We start from the raw sequence: 15,526 nt of genomic DNA, 5'->3' as shown, positions 1-15,526 counted from the left end.
ACGAACGTCAGGCGTCTCTGGCGGTGGACTACCCTTCAGGATGGCATCGGCGAAGGCGAGAATGCCGCTCGCCCCTGCGCTGCGATGGTTCTCGCCCGCGAAGTCAAAGACCTTGGGACTCAGAGCGGCTTCGGCGAATTTGATCCGCTTGGGATCAACATTGTGCCTATACTCGAAGATCCGCTGATCGGGATCAGCAAGACAGAAAATCGTGCAGTTTCTGGCCAGGGCTCTGACGAACCGCCATTGATCGTCGTCGGTATCCTGGAACTCGTCGACGATCACGAATGGGAACTCATCCGCCACGAGCGCGCGAACCGCCGAGGACCGTTCGAGAAGCTCTGCGGCCCTATCCGCGAACAGGTCGAAGCAGCACCGCCCCTCATCGACCGCGAGACGGCGCGATTCGGCGCCCCAGTCCGCACTCCCGGCCCGCAGAATGTTCGCCTGACTCGGGTTGATGATCTGGACCGCCTTACCCGTCAGAAGGCTTCCGTGCGCCCGCAGGAGTTCCATGCAGAATGAATGGTAAGTCTGGACGAGCAGCCGATCCCGGGTGGCACCGTCGAGCAGGTCGCGCGACCTGGTCAGAATCTGGTGCACCGCAGCTCGCGAGAAGCTCAGGAACAATACGCGTTGGCCGGGCTCGAGAGTTCCACTGCGCTCCTTCGCCTTCAGGAGCGCGATTGTAGTCTTGCCTGACCCCGGTCCCCCGAGCGCAAGCAGATGCCCCTCCGTCGTGAGGAGCGTCTGACGCTGTCGGCACAGGTGGATAGCCACCAATCACCCGATCAGGTCGTCAAGGTCGGTGAGGGTTACATGCGGATGCCCCCCTTCATCGGGACCGCACTCTTCAGCGGCGATCTCCGGGACTTTCGCGACCCTGGCGTTTATTGTTTCGAGGATGCTACGGATCGTCCTGGGCAGTTCCGCGGGCTCGTGGCACTGACTGATGAGGAGTCCTGCGTACCCGAGTGCATTTCCTTTCTTGGCCTTCAGCACATCGAAGGCCAGTTGCTTGAGGCCTTGATCATCCAGAGGCTCGTCATCAACCCTCTTCGCAATCGGATAATCACCCCGTGTTTCAACAGACCGGAGAAAGCGGACCAGAACATTGATCGGGGTTTCTTCGACGAGGAGGCTCTCGATGCCTTTGGCCGGAGACTCCCAGGCCTCGGTATACGCCTTGAGATAGGTCTGTTGCTCGGGCGTGAACGGCTTCTTCGGTTTGTCGTAAAAGCCGAAGGCGAGTTTCCCGCATGCGGTGAACATCGGTCCGTATTTGGGAAGGGCTGCATCCCCGCCAGCATCGAACAGGCTGACCCCTGCCAGATCGATATGCGTATAAGCGTCGCCGAGCGCGGCCTCAAGAACACTGGAGGCATTGGCGAAGACGTCAATCTCGGAGCTACCCTCGACGACCAGTACGGCGCGGCCAAGCAGTGCCTCAGCGAACTGGCGACGCTGCACCCGGAAGTTCTTGGGTGGCACGGACGAGAGTTCGACCGGTCTCCCGTTCAACACACCTCCTTCGTCGCGGTCAAGCATGACGATCTGGTCATGTCCGAACTGCTCGATGACGTACGGTGAGTGTGACGTGACGATCACTTGCCCCATGTCCTTGAGCACGAACTGAATGACGCGCCTCTGCACATGAGGAGGCAGCGCGATCTCGGGCTCCTCCATCGCAAAGATCACCGATCGCGTGTCCTTGAGGTCTGCGATCAGGGTCAGGAGGGCGAAGACAAGCAGGTTGACGCTACCCGTGCCCTGCCGGTCGAATGGAAGCTGGTGGGCGCCAGGTCGGGCCGCGATGAACAATTTCACCACCTCGCGGAGGTGGTCCCGAGTCAGTTCGGAGGCGTAGAAGCCTGTGGCCGTCTGGTCAGGGGCGAGCTGAACGAAGCGGGAGAGGCGGTTGCGGATTTCAGTACGAATCGTCTCTAGCTGAGGAATCTCGCCAATGGCCGGGCTCATACCCGCAAGCCGTTCGAGGGTATCGCGCCACATGGCCGCCAGGCCATTGTTATCAAGACGCAGGATCGTATCCAGCAATGACCCGCGCTGAAGGCTGAGCGCGCGAGAACCGGTTCGAAGCGTGCGAAGGTAGACGAAGCCACACTGACGTTTCTGCTCGCGGCCGAACGGATCGAGACCACCACCGAGTTTCGCGGCTTGCTCCTCCGTGGGATCAATGGCTGGCGGATGTGCGAAGAAGGTCCCTCCGACGAAGTCATTCTCCTCGCGATCATAGCGGCCGATGAAGGTCACCGGCAGTGCCCAGATCACGCCGTCCGCATCGGCCGCTTCTGGAGCTGTTGCGCCTTGGTCAACGAACTCCGCGGTCGCTGCATTCATTGGGCGCAAGTGGGGTCGGAACCGACGTTGGGCCTCTGGGCTCAGGTCAACGAGAACTGCGGTGATCTGAATGACCACAGGTGAGCCCTCGTGAATGTACTGTCCGCAGAAGAAGTCATGCTCGTCGACTACAGGACGGCGGAACAGCCGCTCCGGGCCAAGTACGAGGTCTAACGCCTCACAGACCGTCGACTTTCCAATGTTGTTGCTTCCGAGAAGAAGCGTGTGCTCGCGAAAATCGACGAGGCCTTTCTTCACTCCCCGGAAATTTTGGATTTCCAGTCGACGAACTCGCATATGTCCCCTGAACGTCCGGATGCACTCAGCAACCTCAACGCGCCGATGGGACGATCACAATTCGCGTGCATACTGCCAAGCTTTTCCTGGCCTAGCATGCCCTGATTTATGTGGATATCCAGGAACAGCACACGCTCGACCCCGTACCTGTAAGGCTCTGTCAGGTGTCCACGGGGCGCTGTTCGGCAACTCCAACGCGCGATCACTATGAGCACGCTACGTTACGTCAACTCGAACTCCGATCGGCTTCGGCATTTCTGGGCATAAGACAAGAAATGCTTGGTAGATCGTAACGACCGACCTTTAGGACGCGGTCGCAGGGCTTTATCGAACGCGCCGGTATGCGTGGACCCCGAACTCAAGACGCTCCGGAAAGGTGTTCACCGTCTCCATGCCCATGGGCGTCGCAAGGAGGTCGATCGGGCGATGCTGGCTCAGCCGATGACGGGATGCTCGAGCCATCGCCCTGCCTCCTCTTCCGAGCCGAACACCGCAGTCGCCTTGGCCAGGACCTTGGCGAGCTTCCAGGTTCGCCCGCTCTGCTCTTGAGTGAGTGGCTTTGCGGGCGCGTCTCTTCGGCGCGACAAGGTGCACAGGCTCATTTCAATGGCCTTTTCGAGGACGGTCGACCTCTGGAGGGCTGCAAGGTTTGTCGACCAAGCGGCTCGATCGCTTCCTGGGCCGCTCACGACGGTGAGCGGCCGGATCGCCATGCCTACACTCTCTGGAGGGCACGGTGGACGCTCATCCGGCTGATTCCAAGAGCCTTGGCGATGGCGCTCGGACCATGTCCGGCCGCATGCATCTCGCGAACCGTCCCGACCGGCACCGAAGGTTTCCTGCCTTGATATACCCCGGCCTTTTTCGCGGCCTCGATCCCGGCGCGCTGGCGTTCGAGCAGGAAATTCCGCTCCGCCTCCGACACCATCGCGAGCACGGTGAGCAGGATCGAGCCGGCCGCGTCCCTGGTTGAAAACGACGGCTCCAGGACCGTCAGCCCCGCGCCCTTCTCCTGGAGATCGTGGACGATGTTGAGGAGGTCGCGCGTCGACCGTCCCAGCCTGTCCAGACGCACGCAGACGATCTCGTCCCCGGCCCTGAGGAACTGCATGATGCGGGCGAGTTCATCGCGCCCCTCGCGGCTCTTGCCGCTGGCCTTCTCGGCGCAGACGATCTCGCATCCCGCCGCCCGCAACCGCGCTTCCTGCGTCGCGTGGTCCTGGGAACTGTGGGACACGCGGGCATAACCAATGCGGGCCATCACGGGCGGCTTCCGTCACAATAGGGTCGACCCACTCAGGATACGGTAACATAAATCCAATGGCAGCTTTATTGTGACACCACCAGACAGGCTCCGGACGTCACATCGCGGGAGTAACCGGAGTATACTCATCCGTGACATGCATGGGCGCTCCTGGCATCCGCGCATCGGGTGCGCCCGCTCAACGGGGCTCCCGGGAGCGATGCGGTGGCGAGCGCGAAAGCCAATCCGTTTGGCGACCTGCACCATCGGTCATCGGCTTCTCACGTAACGTCGGTCCGACCACGGCAGGCCTTGCACATCTGCCGTCTCCTTCAGGCGATGCGTCCGCACTTGGCAGCGAGCGTATGGAAGGATGACCTCGCTCCGGACCCGACCGATACGCCTGCCAAGAGGTGGAACTCCCGACCCAGCATGCGGACCCGGTCCTTCACGGCCGCGAACCTCATGGCTTCCACCGTGTCCCGACTCCAGCAGCCACAGGGGTAAGGCTGACCTAGCATCAGGTCTCAAGACGCTCCTCAATGGTGATAGGCGACCCCTGCGGCCCAATGCTCCGGGAAGCGTTGATACGCTCGGATGACGACCTCCTCCCAACCGGCGTCAGGCGGCAGCCCGAGCCAGGAGAGCGCATCCGGAGGGCCGATGGCGGGCCAGGAATCCAGCCAGCGCCGGCGGTCCTCAACCGAGCCCGGCGGCAGCAGCACGGCGCCCGGGAAGGCATGAGTCCGCCCAGCGCGGGCCTCCTCGAGCAGGCGCGACACCATCTCGATGTTGTCGTCGGCCCGGACATCCACGGCGGCCGGTGGCCCGGAGGCGAGTGCGCGTGCCACGGCATCCTCGATGTTGGCGAGGATTGAGCGGCCCGGATTGGGACCCGATGAGATTCCGCTCGCGGTGCGCCCGTGTTGCCGCCGATCTCCGCCGATGCGGCCATCAAAGCGCCCGCCCAGGTCCCACCAGTCCCACTGCCCGAGCGGATTGAGCCAGCGGCCGTAGCGGCCCGTCCCCGGGTGACGCTCCAGATCCCGCACGAAGCGATCGAAGAAGCCATCGAGATTCGGCTCCACGTCGGCGAACCGGACCTCCCATCGTGTGAGGCCGCGGCGCGCCATCTCGGCCCTGACCGCACGAATGTCGAGGGGCCCGATCCAGCCATGGTCACCGCCTTCGATGCGCAGCCCACCTCGGCCGGAGGCCGTGAACACGAAGCGGCCCTCATGCAGGCGGATCACCCAATCGGTCTCATCCTGAAAGGCCAGCCGATCGGCCGGCAACTCGTCCCGCCCACCCCGCTGAAAGGGTGCCAACGATGACCGGATCGCCTCAGCCGGTGCTGTCTCGGAAAACGGCAGGATCACGTAGCAGACCGAGAACATGGCTCCTCCTCAGCAGCCGCGGGCCATAGCAAGACTGTCGGATTGGTCGCTCGCAGGCATGCCTCCACCCACGTCACGTCATGAGTTTGGGTCTTCGTCTTCTCCGCGATAGCGCTTCGGGGGATTCCGCTGGTGGCCCTGGCGGACCACCTTGCGTCCAGCGGGCTTGAAGCCCATCGCATCGAGCGCCTCGCCCAAGGTCTGGGGCTTCGCGGCCGCGCCGACGAGTTGGACCAAGTCCTTGAGGGAGATCACGACGGTCATCTCCTGCGGCGTTTGGCCGATGAGCTGCATCGTGCCAGCCCGTGCTTTGTGCAGGACCGCGCTGAAGCTATCGCGGGCCCGGCGCACGGTGAGCGGAGCACCACCGAGTTCGACCACCATCTCGAGTAAGCCGGTCTCGATGTCTTGAGGGCTCGAGTGAGCTACGCCCCGGATCCGCTTCACGAGCCGTTCGTCCATCACGATCTCCTCACGCCAAGCGCTCACGGCTCCGTGCGTCACGTTCAATCGCGATCCGGGACATCAGCGTTCGTCCTCCGGCGTGAAGAGATCCTCGCCCAGAGGCTCCTCGCCGCGTGCGAGCAGGAACAGGTCGCGGGCAAGTTCATCTCTCGCGAGTTGAACGTAGTGAGCCGCCAGCCGACGCAAGCACGCGCGCACCGGTGCGCGTCGCCAAGTTGGGAGGTGGTCGACGGTGACCACAACGCTGTCGTCGGGATCCGGACCGCCTGTGATGCGCACGCGCAGCACGTCACTCGAGAGTGCGGGCAAGGATTCGGGGATGAGCCTCTCGCGCCTGAACACCTCCCGCAGGAATGCGTCATGCGCCCGCCCGAAGTCCTCCTCGGAGAGCGCGCCGGAGCGGAACGCCTCGATCAGGGGCCGCTCGCCGCGGAAGAGGCAGTCGGGGGCCTCAAGCACCCAGCCGGCCCGCTGCACCGCCGCCCGCACGTTCGCCCGGCGGTCGGCCTCGCCTGAGAGCACCTCGTCGGGAATGGCGTATTCCCGGATGATCCGCTCATCCGACCAGCGGCAGTCGCGCAGGACCGGGGCGACGAAGTGCCAGATGTTGCGCGCCGCCTCGACGGGATCGTCGGCATGCTCGCGCCGCAGGAGGTCGGCGAGCAGGTCGGCCTCCATCCAGCGCGGGAACGAGACGCGCAGCGTGCGCGCCTCCCGATCGACGTCGACCGCGACGCCCTGCGCCCGCAGATCGGCGAGCTTCCTCTCGGGATCGGAATCCCGGCTCATGTGCAAACCACTCTGTTCAGAGGAATGCGCAATCCTTGATCGTTTCCGCAGCGGCGACGTCCTGCCCGCTCCCTTCGCATCGCAAGCCACCCTTCATGATCGCCGCCCCGCACTCCGGGTCAGTGCTTCATGCTCCGGGACGTCAGCACGACCTCGATCATCCGCCTCAGCACGCGCAGCGATCCGCCAGGCCAAGCCTCCGCGAGGGCATTCATCTCGATCTCATCGAGAGGACTCATCCAACGTTCATCCAATCCTTGCTCGGCCAGGATGTCGGTCATGATCTGGCGGACCAGGACGGGCAGATGCTCGTGTCCCGGTCCGGGAAACCGCAAGACCCGGCAGCGGTCCCGCAGCGGCGCTGAGACCCCCTCCAGTTCGTTGGCGGTCATCAGCCACGTGATGTGCGAGATATCGCACGGAGCCTGCACGTACGGGTCGTGATACCGGCAGGCCGTCTCGCGCTCGAGGAAAGCGAGCATCGCATCGTGCACCTGCCCATTGTGGCGCGAGGTCCCGACCTTCTCGATCTCGTCGAGCACCGCACCGGGCCCCGCGACCTTGTGCCGGGTGATGAGCGCCACCGGCAAGGACGGCTCACCTGTCGACCAGCGTCGCGCCGTGCCCGCGAACACCCCGTCCGAGACCCCGCCGCACGGCACCACGTCGTGCGGCAGACCCAATGCCGTGAGGAGCCGGCGTGCGAAGCGCGACTTCCCGGATCCCGGCGCCCCGACCAGGATGGTGGGACGGAGCTGGATGGAGGCCCGGGCCGGCACCTCCAGGAGGATGCGATCGATGACCTCCTCGGCATACGGGAACTCCGCCAGGAGCACCGCGCGCGCCGCCGCGAGGTCCGGCATCGGCACGAGCGGCAGCGGCCGGTCGATCAGGTCCTGGAACTCCTGCTTGACCTTCTTGCCCTCGCCCGTGGTGGCATTGCCCACCTCACGAAAGACGATCGCCGTCAGCGAGGGCGTGGACGGCGGCCTCTCGGGCTCCGGTGCCGCCTGCCCCTGGTTCCTGGCCTCGGCTGTCGCCTCGCGTACTGCGGATTCCAGCAGCGCCTGCTGCTCGATGTGGGCCACCAGCGCGGTGCCTCGCTGCGATGCAATGGATGCAGGATTACTCGTGGGCCGGAGGCGATCTCCCTCGCCCAGGAACACGTAGTTATTGGCCACGGTCGCAACCGCGAGCCAGCCCAGGGCGACCCGGATCATCTCGACGGGCGCCTCCTTCCAGTCAGGAGAGCTCTCGAACCGGATCGCCAGGGTCACGGCATCGCGGGCGAGGTCGAGGGCGGCCTGAGGGTCGCCGAGATGGGCGAGGTAGATCCGGCAGCGCAGCCGCCAGGCGCGGCCGCCAGCGGGAAGATCGCCAGATGCAACCTGCATCGCCTCGGCCACGGCGCGAACCTCCTCGACGCCGGCGGCCCCGATGGTGAGCTGCTCCAGGACCTCGATCAGGGCCGCAATGGAGATGGTCTCCGCCCTCCTCCTGAGCCGCGGCAGCAGCCGCTCGGCAAAGGCGTGCAGGTCCGTCTGGAGGTCACCGGCGAGGAACGGCATTCCGGCGAGCAGCTCGAACTCGGTCGGCAGGTGCAATCCTTCGAGTGCGGCCGTCCGGCGGCGGGCGAAGTGCTTCCAGAAGCGCTGCGCCCGCGCGGCCGATCCGTCGAAGATGCCCTGGGCGGACTTGCCGGGTGTCGCCATCACGAATCCCTGGCGTGACCATGGGCCGCCCGAGGCGGTACCAGCGCGACAGCGTCCGGGCCCAGTCGTAGGGTTCGGCGAGCGCCCAGACGGGGGAGGTCACGATACGCCGTCCGGCGCCCGGGAGCCGTGGGTGGCCGGAGACCTCGCAGATCAGGCACGGGGTGGATCGCGCAGCCAGCCTCCAGTTCTCGAGGACGGGAGCATCCCGGAGCGCGTCCTCGCTCGGGCCGGCGGCGTTGCAAATCGCGTGGAGGTCGGCCGCAAGGCGGCAGAGGCGGACGATCTCCTCCTCGACCTCCGCCTCGCTCGTGCCGCTGCTTCTCGAGATCACGAACATGGGAATCCTCTGCTCAGCCGCTGTTCAGCCGCGTGGGCACACGCGCGAGCGCATCAGTTCGGGACGGATGGGCGCGGGTCAGCCGCGGACGGGAGCTGTCGACTGACGTTCGCTTCAGGAGCGCCTCAGGCCCGCCGCAGGGATCGGCGTTGCCGCTCAGGCGGTGTCTTCGGACTCATCGGGTGAGATGGCATCGAGCAGCGGGCTGCGCGTGCCGGCGAGCACCGCATGGGCCAGGGTCTGCGCGACGTCCTGGATCTCCAGCCTCGTGAAGAACTGCTCTCCGCCCGGAAAGTCCATGATGTCCAGACGCTCGAGCCGCAGCGCGCCCGGCAGGATGATCGGGAACGGCCGTTGCTCGTCCACGACCACGCCGAAGCGGCCCAGGATCGCGGCGAAGTCCCCAGCCTTGAGGCTCGCGGGCCAGCCGACTGGCAGGAACCAGGCGGGCGGGCGCGAGGCATCGGAGATGCGGCCTTGCTGGATCTCCCAGGCGAGGGCCTCCTCGGCGTCGCAGTAGTCGCTGGCCGCCCACTCAATCTCGAGGCTGCCGTCGCGCATCGGCAAAAGGATTCGGGTGTCCGGGTCGGCGACGAGATCGGCCCGAATCCTTTCGGCCGGCAGGTCGACGATCACGGGCGCGCACTGCGGGAATCCTGCGGCATGCCTCCGGATGGCGATCGCCGCTGCCGTGCATGCGTGCGCGGGGATCCAGGTTTTCGTGAACGGCACGTCGCGTGCCAACTCCAGGACCGGAGGGCAGCCGGACATAACGACTTGGATGTGGAGCGGCTTCAGCCCGAGCTCGTGCAGGCCAAGCGCGAGCAGGCTGCTCGAGGTGGTCCGCGCGGCGCCGCCTTTCGATCCTACGAGAGCGAATACGTCCATTGTCCGCTCCTTTCATGTCCCACACGGGGTGATTCGCAGACGCTAACAGACACGCAGGCCGCAATCTAGCGGCTTGTGGCCAATTTTGGCCTTTTGGGTCCTACCAAGGCCGCATCTGGCGAATTGTTGACAAGCTGGCCTGAGCAGACGCGGCGTGCAAGATCGGCCCGAATGCATACGCCCGCCGACCTACTAAAAGCAGCCCGCGTCGCTCTTGGATTGAGTCCTGAGGAATTGGCCAAGGAGGCCGGGATCAGCCGTCGATCCCTGAGCCGCTTGGAAGCAGGATCTGACACTGTCGCCCTGAGAATATTGCTTGCTGTTCAAAGAACATTAGAGAGCCGAGGCGTCGTTTTCCTGGCTGGGGACCATACGCAGGGCCCTGGTTTCCGCCTCCCGGTGCGGCGGTCAAGCGACGTTGCTACGAACTGAGGTGAGCGGCCTTCGTCGCAATTGTTGACAAGGGTCCGCGACCTTCGAAATTGCGGACATGCCAGCCCACCCGCGCCTCCTTAAAGCGGCGCGGATCGGGCTCGATTTGAGCCAGGAGTAGTTGGCTGACATCACGGGGGTCAGCACCGAAGCCTTCAGAAACTCGCGCGACTGGATCGGGACATGATGGCCCGGACCTTCCATGCGGTTCAGCGGGCTCTCGAATGCCGAGGCATTACATTCCTCGGCGGCTCTGCTCGGCCGGCTCCAGAGGCAAGGCGGAAAGGTTCCGGCAGTTTCCCGGGGACCTGTTCATACAGCTACCTCGCCACTGAGGTGTGGATGGGCCTGGTACCCCTTGATCTCAAAATCTTCGAAGCGGTAGTCGTTAATGGACGTTGGCCGCCGTTTGATGTGAAGCGTTGGGAGTGGAAACGGCTCGCGCGTGATCTGTGTGCGGACTTGGTCGAGGTGATTACGATAGATATGAACATCCCCGCCGGTCCAAACGAATTCACCTGGCTCGAGGTCACATTGCTGCGCCAGCATGTTCAGCAGAAGCGCGTAGCTCGCTATGTTGAAGGGCAGTCCCAGGAAGACATCACAAGATCGCTGATACAGTTGCAGGTGCAGTTTGCTGCTGAGAACGGCAGTTTGTAGTAAGCAATGGCACGGAGCGAGAGCCATTGCGGGCAGGTCTGCCACGTTCCAGGCGCTAACAATCTGCCGCCGAGAATTCGGACGATTTCGGATCTCGTCGATAAGATTTTGAACTTGGTCAATTACACGCCCGTCGGGAGCCTGCCACGACCTCCACTGTCGGCCGTAGATAGGCCCGAGATCGCCATTCTCGTCGGCCCATTCATCCCAGATCCTTACCTTATTGTCGTTTAGGTACTTCGTATTTGTATCGCCGCGGAGGAACCACAGGAGCTCGTATATGATCGAGCGTAGATGCAACTTCTTTGTAGTTACGAGGGGAAAGCCCTCGGATAAATCGAAGCGCATCTGATAGCCGAAAACTCCGATGGTGCCGATGCCGGTCCGATCCTCACGTTCGATCCCTTTCTCAAGGATGTGTCTGATCAGGTCATGATACTGCTGCATGTGCGGGAGGAACTCGTATTAGGGTTTACAGCTCAGATTCGGTAACGGAAGCGGGGACCGGTCTCTTCATATTTTCGGTCTTGAGGAGACCGCGGTGGACGAAGTCGGAGAGATTGCAGCACCGCTTTTGTGACTGTAGCGCCTGAGGCCAAGGTTCAGACACCCGCGGCGGAACAACCGCACCGTGCCCCTCCTACTCCTGCTGTGCTCGGGCATCCTGCGGGCGATATTGCCGCATGGAATGAACTGCGGATCTGGCATTGCCTGCTGGCGGCAGTACGAATGCCAAGCGACCGGTATGTCGAATCCCCTCCTCCACGAAGCTCTGAACCGATCGCCGGAAGCTAAGTGGACCTGATAGGTTTGCGCCCTACTGGATAGTGCCTCATCACATGCAAAAAGAGAGGCCATAGACCGAACGAGCCGGATCGCGGCAAACTTAGCATGTAGTGCCGTCTTGTGGTCAGTTGAGCTGACATACCCCTCGCTTGCCCCCCGAGTGCGACCAAATGGCTCGACCAGTACTCCCAAACGGCGGCGCGAGCTTCCATCCAGCCGATCCATCGGTCCGGACGTCGCGCATGCCCTCGACGTACCAAGCTGAATACCGTCTGCCAGCACGCATGCCGCCAGAGCCGCATTACGCCACGTGCCGTCCGACGCGCGACCTAGAGTATCCCTGGGACTGAACACCACCGTCCGTAGCGCTACCGATGATGGACCACAGCGCATGCTTGGCTGGGCTTGCATTTCTATGTGCGTAGCGGCCCAGGATATTGGAAAAATGTGGCACGGAGCCAGGGCCATTCGATCGAGTTCGGCCGGATTCCAGGCCGAGACGACAAGCCGGCGGGAATCGGGATTGCGCCGGATCTCGTCGACGACCCAGCGGATCTGATCGACGCTTCCACCGCCCGGCTTTGGCCAGGATCTCCACTGCCGGCCGTAGACGGGACCGAGATCCCCTCTCTCGTCGGCCCATTCGTCCCAGATCGTGACCCCGTTCTCGCGCAGGTAGCGGATGTTGGTGTCGCCTGTGAGAAACCAGAGCAACTCGTGAACAATCGATTTCAGGTGCAGGCGCTTGGTGGTGACCAGCGGAAATCCCTGCGAAAGATCGAAGCGCATCTGGTGTCCGAACACCGAGAGGGTTCCGGTGCCGGTGCGGTCGTCCTTGCGCACGCCCTCGTCGAGCAGGCGGCGCAGAAGCTCATGGTAGATCTGCATGGCTCTCTCCAGAGCGCCCAGCATAGGACATTCGGCGCGCCCGCGAAGGGGTCGGACACGTTGCGTACGGCTTGTCCCCGCTCTTTCAATTCGCGCCGCCTGTCCCTATATTGCGAGGTGCCGGCGCAAGCCGGCTATGGCGATAAACGGCGACCGAAATAAACCCATCGGACCCGGGGGCGGTACCCGGCGCCTCCACCAAAGCCCAGGCTCCTTCCTGGGTTTTGGCGGGGGCGAAATAGGATCGACGAGGGCGTAAAGGGTGGCTTTTCGCTCGGCATGGTTCCGCCGTTATCGGGCCGACTCAATAGTTGCCAACGACAACTATGCTCCGGTAGCGGTGGCCGCGTAAGCGGTCATTGACACCGATCCAAAGTCCTGACGGGTAGCACCGGCAGGCGGGGTTCGGAGGCACCTGGCAACAGAAGCCTCCACTTTCTTTTCTGCAAGAGTCCGCGAATGGCCAAAGACCAGATCCGCTACGATCTCCTGGTGCAAGAGGCGCTCAAAGGGGTCGTTCGGAAGATCCTTTCTGATGCCGGTCGGGACGGCCTTCACGGCGAACATCACTTCTACATCTCCTTCCGGACGGATTACCCGGGCGTTCGATTGTCGAACCGCCTGCGCGAAAAATACCCCCAGGAGATGACGATCGTTCTCCAGCATCAGTTCTGGGATCTCGGAGTCACCGAGCATGCGTTCGAGGTCGGGCTGTCCTTCTCGGGCGTGCCGGAGCGCCTTCTCATCCCGTTCGATGCCCTGACCGGGTTCTTCGATCCGTCGGTGCAGTTCGGCCTCAAGTTCGAGGTGCAGGAGGAGGAGCAGGTCGAGACTCCCCCTGCCTCGGCTCCGGAACCCTCAAGGCCCGCGCGAGGCGCCGGGTCGGAACCCGTCGAACTGCAGCCTAAGAAGACGCCTGCTCCCGTCGGCGGAAGAAGCCCGACACCCAGGCTCCCTCCAAAGCCACCGTCCCAGGCCGGAAAAACGACGGATGGAGACGAGGGGCAACCGGCCGAGGAGCGCAAGGGCGAAGCTGGAGCCGAGGTCGTCAGTCTCGACGCGTTCCGCAAGAAGAACTGATCCTGCGCCGCGTCAGGCGCTCTCCCGCGCTGTCAGCTGCATCGGAAGCGCCGCGCCCGTTCGCCGGAACGGTGATCGCCCGTCCGTTCCTGAAATGAGCCTTGTCGAGGTAGCCGGTGGGTCGGTGCGGCTCGACTCCAGGATCGAAGTTGCGCAGCGGCTCCTTAAGTTATGGTCTCGCAATCGACACAGGAGAGGCCAGTATGTCGCCCTCGACCCGCACTGAAACCGATACCTTCGGTCCGATCGATGTGGATGCCGACCGCCTTTGGGGAGCCCAGACACAGCGCTCCGTCGAGAACTTCCCGATCGGCACGGAACGCATGCCGCTGCCGCTCATCCATGCCATGGCTCTGGTCAAGGAAGCCGCAGCCCGGGTCAATCAGTACCTCGGCCAGCTCGACCCCGGATTAGCGACCGCGATTGCCGAAGCCGCAGCCGAGGTTCGGGGTGGACGCCACGATACGGAATTTCCCCTCGTGATATGGCAGACGGGCTCCGGTACCCAGACCAACATGAACGTGAACGAGGTTCTTTCGAATCTCGCCAACGAGAAACTCGGATCCGAACGGGGGTCCAAGACGCCGGTCCATCCCAACGATCACGTGAATCGGGGACAGTCCTCGAACGACAGCTTCCCGACAGCCATGAACATTGCGGTCGCTCTCGAAATCGAGCGGCGTCTCAAGCCGGCCCTCGGCCATCTCCACGCTGCGCTGAAGCACGCTGCGAGCGAATTTGCGGATGTCGTGAAGATCGGGCGAACCCATCTCCAGGACGCGACGCCTGTTACCCTCGGACAGGAGTTCTCCGGCTATGCGGCGCAGGTCGAGCTCGGACTTGCACGGGTCGAAGCGACGTTGCCCGGAGTCCTGGCGTTGGCCCAGGGCGGGACGGCGGTCGGGACCGGGCTCAACACCCATCCGGAATTCGCCGAGCGGTTCGCGGCAAAGGTTGCAGAGCTGACAGGGCTTCCTTTCACATCGGCGGCCAACAAGTTCGAGGCGCTCGCATCGCATGACGCGCTCGTCTTCACCCATGGCGCACTCACGAGCGTTGCCGCCGGTCTCTTCAAGATCGCCAGCGACATCCGTCTCATGGGATCGGGACCGCGCTCAGGCCTCGGCGAGATCAGTCTTCCGGAGAACGAGCCGGGCTCCTCGATCATGCCCGGGAAAGTGAATCCCACTCAGGCGGAAGCCCTCACCATGGTCTGCGCTCAGGTGATGGGCAACCAGACCACTGTCGCCTTCGCGGGCTCGCAAGGACATTTCGAACTCAACGTCTTCAAGCCGGTCATCGCCTACGCGATCCTCCAGTCGATCCGCCTCCTCGCCGATGCCGCGGTGAGCTTCGCGGATCGTTGCATCGTCGGCATCGCCCCGAACCAGGAGCGGATCACGGAACTTCTCGAGCGCTCTCTCATGCTTGTGACGGCCCTCGCACCGCGCATCGGCTATGATCGTGCCGCCGCAATCGCCAAAGCGGCTCACCGGAACGGCACGACCCTGCGTGAGGAGGCAGTCGGCTCCGGCGCCGTATCGGCGGAGGAGTTCGATGCAATCGTCCGGCCGGAAACCATGCTGGCGCCCGGGTGAGCCCGGCATCGAGATCAGCGCCCGTATCGCCAAGGCGGCGCGGGCACCAGGGTGAATCCATGGCAGAAATCATCAACCTGCGTCAGCACCGGAAGCGCAAGGCGCGAATCCAGAAGGAAGCCGAAGCGGCCGAGAAACGCGCGCTGCACGGCCTCACGAAGGCGGAACGTGAGCGGCTGAACGCTCAACGCAAGCTCGATGCTCGCCGACTCGATGAGCATCGACGGAGTGAGTCCGGAGACGAATGAGCGCGAGCATCGTCAAGCGCTCGATCTCGATCGCGGGCCACCGAACGAGCATCAGCCTCGAGGAGCCCTTCTGGGAGGGACTGCGCGCCATCGCGGCAGCGAAAGACATGTCCGTGCAAGCCCTGGTCGGCGAGATCGATTCTGGCCGCGGCGAGCAGAACCTTTCCTCCGCCATCCGGGTCACGGTGCTTAGGGCAGCTCTCGAAGGAGTGCTCGAACGTAAAACCAATCTCGGCGCCTGATCCGACCGAGATTGGCTCTCGGGAGATGCCGCCTTCCTGGCGCAGCAACGCTCTCGAGTTGTATGGGTCCAGTCTGGATTGCTTCGCCTGCGGCTTGCAATGA

General features: G+C 63.7%; 17 protein-coding genes, 1 other RNA gene and 1 pseudogene. 6 read left to right on the top strand and 13 right to left on the bottom strand.

What is annotated here, in order from left to right; translation table 11 throughout:
* The 11 genes and pseudogenes from BN1233_RS49550 to BN1233_RS08845 form a co-directional block, all read right to left on the bottom strand.
* Window positions 1-780 (bottom strand): UvrD-helicase domain-containing protein (locus BN1233_RS49550; RefSeq protein ID WP_244889822.1); only part of this gene is annotated, 780 nt, incomplete at its 3' end.
* A 3-nt stretch (window positions 781-783) separates the two neighbouring features.
* On the bottom strand, window positions 784-2,655 hold the full coding sequence (locus BN1233_RS08890) for an ATP-dependent nuclease (RefSeq protein ID WP_074078266.1): 1,872 nt from the start codon (window positions 2,653-2,655) through the stop codon (window positions 784-786).
* A 434-nt stretch (window positions 2,656-3,089) separates the two neighbouring features.
* Window positions 3,090-3,368 carry a hypothetical protein gene (locus tag BN1233_RS42705; protein ID WP_052763736.1) on the bottom strand — a complete coding sequence of 93 codons (279 nt, stop codon included), beginning with the start codon at window positions 3,366-3,368 and terminating at the stop codon, window positions 3,090-3,092.
* 2 nt (window positions 3,369-3,370) lie between these two features.
* Window positions 3,371-3,916 (bottom strand): recombinase family protein, encoded by a 546-nt coding sequence (locus tag BN1233_RS08880; RefSeq protein WP_046863083.1) that lies wholly within the window; start codon window positions 3,914-3,916, stop codon window positions 3,371-3,373.
* 314 nt (window positions 3,917-4,230) lie between these two features.
* On the bottom strand, window positions 4,231-4,365 hold the full coding sequence (locus tag BN1233_RS50490) for a hypothetical protein (protein WP_280517139.1): 135 nt from the start codon (window positions 4,363-4,365) through the stop codon (window positions 4,231-4,233).
* A gap of 72 nt (window positions 4,366-4,437) precedes the next feature.
* Window positions 4,438-5,295 carry a hypothetical protein gene (locus BN1233_RS08870; protein WP_046863081.1) on the bottom strand — a complete coding sequence of 286 codons (858 nt, stop codon included), beginning with the start codon at window positions 5,293-5,295 and terminating at the stop codon, window positions 4,438-4,440.
* A gap of 78 nt (window positions 5,296-5,373) precedes the next feature.
* Window positions 5,374-5,757 carry a hypothetical protein gene (locus tag BN1233_RS08865; RefSeq protein ID WP_048709629.1) on the bottom strand — a complete coding sequence of 128 codons (384 nt, stop codon included), beginning with the start codon at window positions 5,755-5,757 and terminating at the stop codon, window positions 5,374-5,376.
* Window positions 5,758-5,820: 63 nt separating this feature from the next.
* Complete coding sequence (locus BN1233_RS08860; RefSeq protein WP_046863079.1) at window positions 5,821-6,549, bottom strand: hypothetical protein; 729 nt, start codon at window positions 6,547-6,549, stop codon at window positions 5,821-5,823.
* Window positions 6,550-6,668: 119 nt separating this feature from the next.
* Window positions 6,669-8,261: an AAA family ATPase gene (locus tag BN1233_RS45875; RefSeq protein ID WP_048709627.1), complete on the bottom strand. Its 1,593-nt coding sequence runs from the start codon at window positions 8,259-8,261 to the stop codon at window positions 6,669-6,671.
* 31 nt (window positions 8,262-8,292) lie between these two features.
* Window positions 8,293-8,601, bottom strand: a pseudogene (locus BN1233_RS50990) (DUF6634 family protein); the annotation flags it as partial.
* A 156-nt stretch (window positions 8,602-8,757) separates the two neighbouring features.
* Window positions 8,758-9,489 (bottom strand): hypothetical protein, encoded by a 732-nt coding sequence (locus BN1233_RS08845; RefSeq protein WP_046863077.1) that lies wholly within the window; start codon window positions 9,487-9,489, stop codon window positions 8,758-8,760.
* A gap of 171 nt (window positions 9,490-9,660) precedes the next feature.
* Here BN1233_RS08845 and BN1233_RS44530 point away from each other — a divergent pair, with 171 nt between their 5' ends.
* A complete protein-coding gene (locus BN1233_RS44530) occupies window positions 9,661-9,921 on the top strand; it encodes a helix-turn-helix transcriptional regulator (RefSeq protein WP_074078265.1) in 261 nt (86 codons plus the stop codon).
* 312 nt (window positions 9,922-10,233) lie between these two features.
* Here BN1233_RS44530 and BN1233_RS08840 read toward each other — a convergent pair whose 3' ends face one another.
* Window positions 10,234-11,028, bottom strand: a complete 795-nt coding sequence (locus BN1233_RS08840; protein ID WP_046863076.1) for a thymidylate synthase — start codon at window positions 11,026-11,028, stop codon at window positions 10,234-10,236.
* 66 nt (window positions 11,029-11,094) lie between these two features.
* Entirely contained in the window at window positions 11,095-12,255 is a 1,161-nt protein-coding gene (gene thyA / locus BN1233_RS51560; RefSeq protein WP_063776734.1) for a thymidylate synthase, read from the bottom strand.
* 79 nt (window positions 12,256-12,334) lie between these two features.
* On the opposite strand from thyA, the gene ssrA reads away from it, so the two are divergent.
* The 5 genes from ssrA to BN1233_RS08815 all read left to right on the top strand — a co-directional run bounded on the left by ssrA (window position 12,335) and on the right by BN1233_RS08815 (window position 15,423).
* Window positions 12,335-12,691, top strand: a transfer-messenger RNA (tmRNA) gene (gene ssrA / locus BN1233_RS44140).
* Between the two features lie 23 nt (window positions 12,692-12,714).
* Window positions 12,715-13,335: an SspB family protein gene (locus BN1233_RS08830; RefSeq protein WP_046863075.1), complete on the top strand. Its 621-nt coding sequence runs from the start codon at window positions 12,715-12,717 to the stop codon at window positions 13,333-13,335.
* A gap of 203 nt (window positions 13,336-13,538) precedes the next feature.
* Window positions 13,539-14,933 carry a class II fumarate hydratase gene (gene fumC / locus BN1233_RS08825; RefSeq protein ID WP_046863074.1) on the top strand — a complete coding sequence of 465 codons (1,395 nt, stop codon included), beginning with the start codon at window positions 13,539-13,541 and terminating at the stop codon, window positions 14,931-14,933.
* 59 nt (window positions 14,934-14,992) lie between these two features.
* Complete coding sequence (locus tag BN1233_RS44520; RefSeq protein ID WP_074078264.1) at window positions 14,993-15,181, top strand: DUF4169 family protein; 189 nt, start codon at window positions 14,993-14,995, stop codon at window positions 15,179-15,181.
* Window positions 15,178-15,423, top strand: coding sequence for a ribbon-helix-helix domain-containing protein (locus BN1233_RS08815; RefSeq protein ID WP_046863072.1), 246 nt, complete (start codon window positions 15,178-15,180; stop codon window positions 15,421-15,423). The genes BN1233_RS44520 and BN1233_RS08815 overlap by 4 nt, the downstream gene beginning before the upstream one ends.
* Window positions 15,424-15,526: the final 103 nt, after the last annotated feature.

This window comes from Microvirga massiliensis, assembly GCF_001006805.1.
GTDB lineage: Bacteria > Pseudomonadota > Alphaproteobacteria > Rhizobiales > Beijerinckiaceae > Microvirga > Microvirga massiliensis.
The sequence above is the reverse complement of the archived record's forward strand: the minus strand, read 5'-3'. Positions and strand labels throughout refer to the sequence as shown.

What these genes read in the sequence shown, in the direction of transcription:
- BN1233_RS45875 (WP_048709627.1), bottom strand. Translation starts at nt 8,261, where the DNA reads ATGGCGACACCCGGCAAGTCCGCCCAGGGCATCTTCGACGGATCGGCC.
- BN1233_RS08815 (WP_046863072.1), top strand. Translation starts at nt 15,178, where the DNA reads ATGAGCGCGAGCATCGTCAAGCGCTCGATCTCGATCGCGGGCCACCGA.
- thyA (WP_063776734.1), bottom strand. Translation starts at nt 12,255, where the DNA reads ATGCAGATCTACCATGAGCTTCTGCGCCGCCTGCTCGACGAGGGCGTG.
- BN1233_RS42705 (WP_052763736.1), bottom strand. Translation starts at nt 3,368, where the DNA reads ATGGCGATCCGGCCGCTCACCGTCGTGAGCGGCCCAGGAAGCGATCGA.
- BN1233_RS08860 (WP_046863079.1), bottom strand. Translation starts at nt 6,549, where the DNA reads ATGAGCCGGGATTCCGATCCCGAGAGGAAGCTCGCCGATCTGCGGGCG.
- fumC (WP_046863074.1), top strand. Translation starts at nt 13,539, where the DNA reads ATGTCGCCCTCGACCCGCACTGAAACCGATACCTTCGGTCCGATCGAT.
- BN1233_RS08865 (WP_048709629.1), bottom strand. Translation starts at nt 5,757, where the DNA reads ATGGACGAACGGCTCGTGAAGCGGATCCGGGGCGTAGCTCACTCGAGC.
- BN1233_RS44520 (WP_074078264.1), top strand. Translation starts at nt 14,993, where the DNA reads ATGGCAGAAATCATCAACCTGCGTCAGCACCGGAAGCGCAAGGCGCGA.
- BN1233_RS08845 (WP_046863077.1), bottom strand. Translation starts at nt 9,489, where the DNA reads ATGGACGTATTCGCTCTCGTAGGATCGAAAGGCGGCGCCGCGCGGACC.
- BN1233_RS08840 (WP_046863076.1), bottom strand. Translation starts at nt 11,028, where the DNA reads ATGCAGCAGTATCATGACCTGATCAGACACATCCTTGAGAAAGGGATC.
- BN1233_RS44530 (WP_074078265.1), top strand. Translation starts at nt 9,661, where the DNA reads ATGCATACGCCCGCCGACCTACTAAAAGCAGCCCGCGTCGCTCTTGGA.
- BN1233_RS08880 (WP_046863083.1), bottom strand. Translation starts at nt 3,916, where the DNA reads ATGGCCCGCATTGGTTATGCCCGCGTGTCCCACAGTTCCCAGGACCAC.
- BN1233_RS08870 (WP_046863081.1), bottom strand. Translation starts at nt 5,295, where the DNA reads ATGTTCTCGGTCTGCTACGTGATCCTGCCGTTTTCCGAGACAGCACCG.
- BN1233_RS08890 (WP_074078266.1), bottom strand. Translation starts at nt 2,655, where the DNA reads ATGCGAGTTCGTCGACTGGAAATCCAAAATTTCCGGGGAGTGAAGAAA.
- BN1233_RS50490 (WP_280517139.1), bottom strand. Translation starts at nt 4,365, where the DNA reads ATGAGGTTCGCGGCCGTGAAGGACCGGGTCCGCATGCTGGGTCGGGAG.
- BN1233_RS08830 (WP_046863075.1), top strand. Translation starts at nt 12,715, where the DNA reads ATGGCCAAAGACCAGATCCGCTACGATCTCCTGGTGCAAGAGGCGCTC.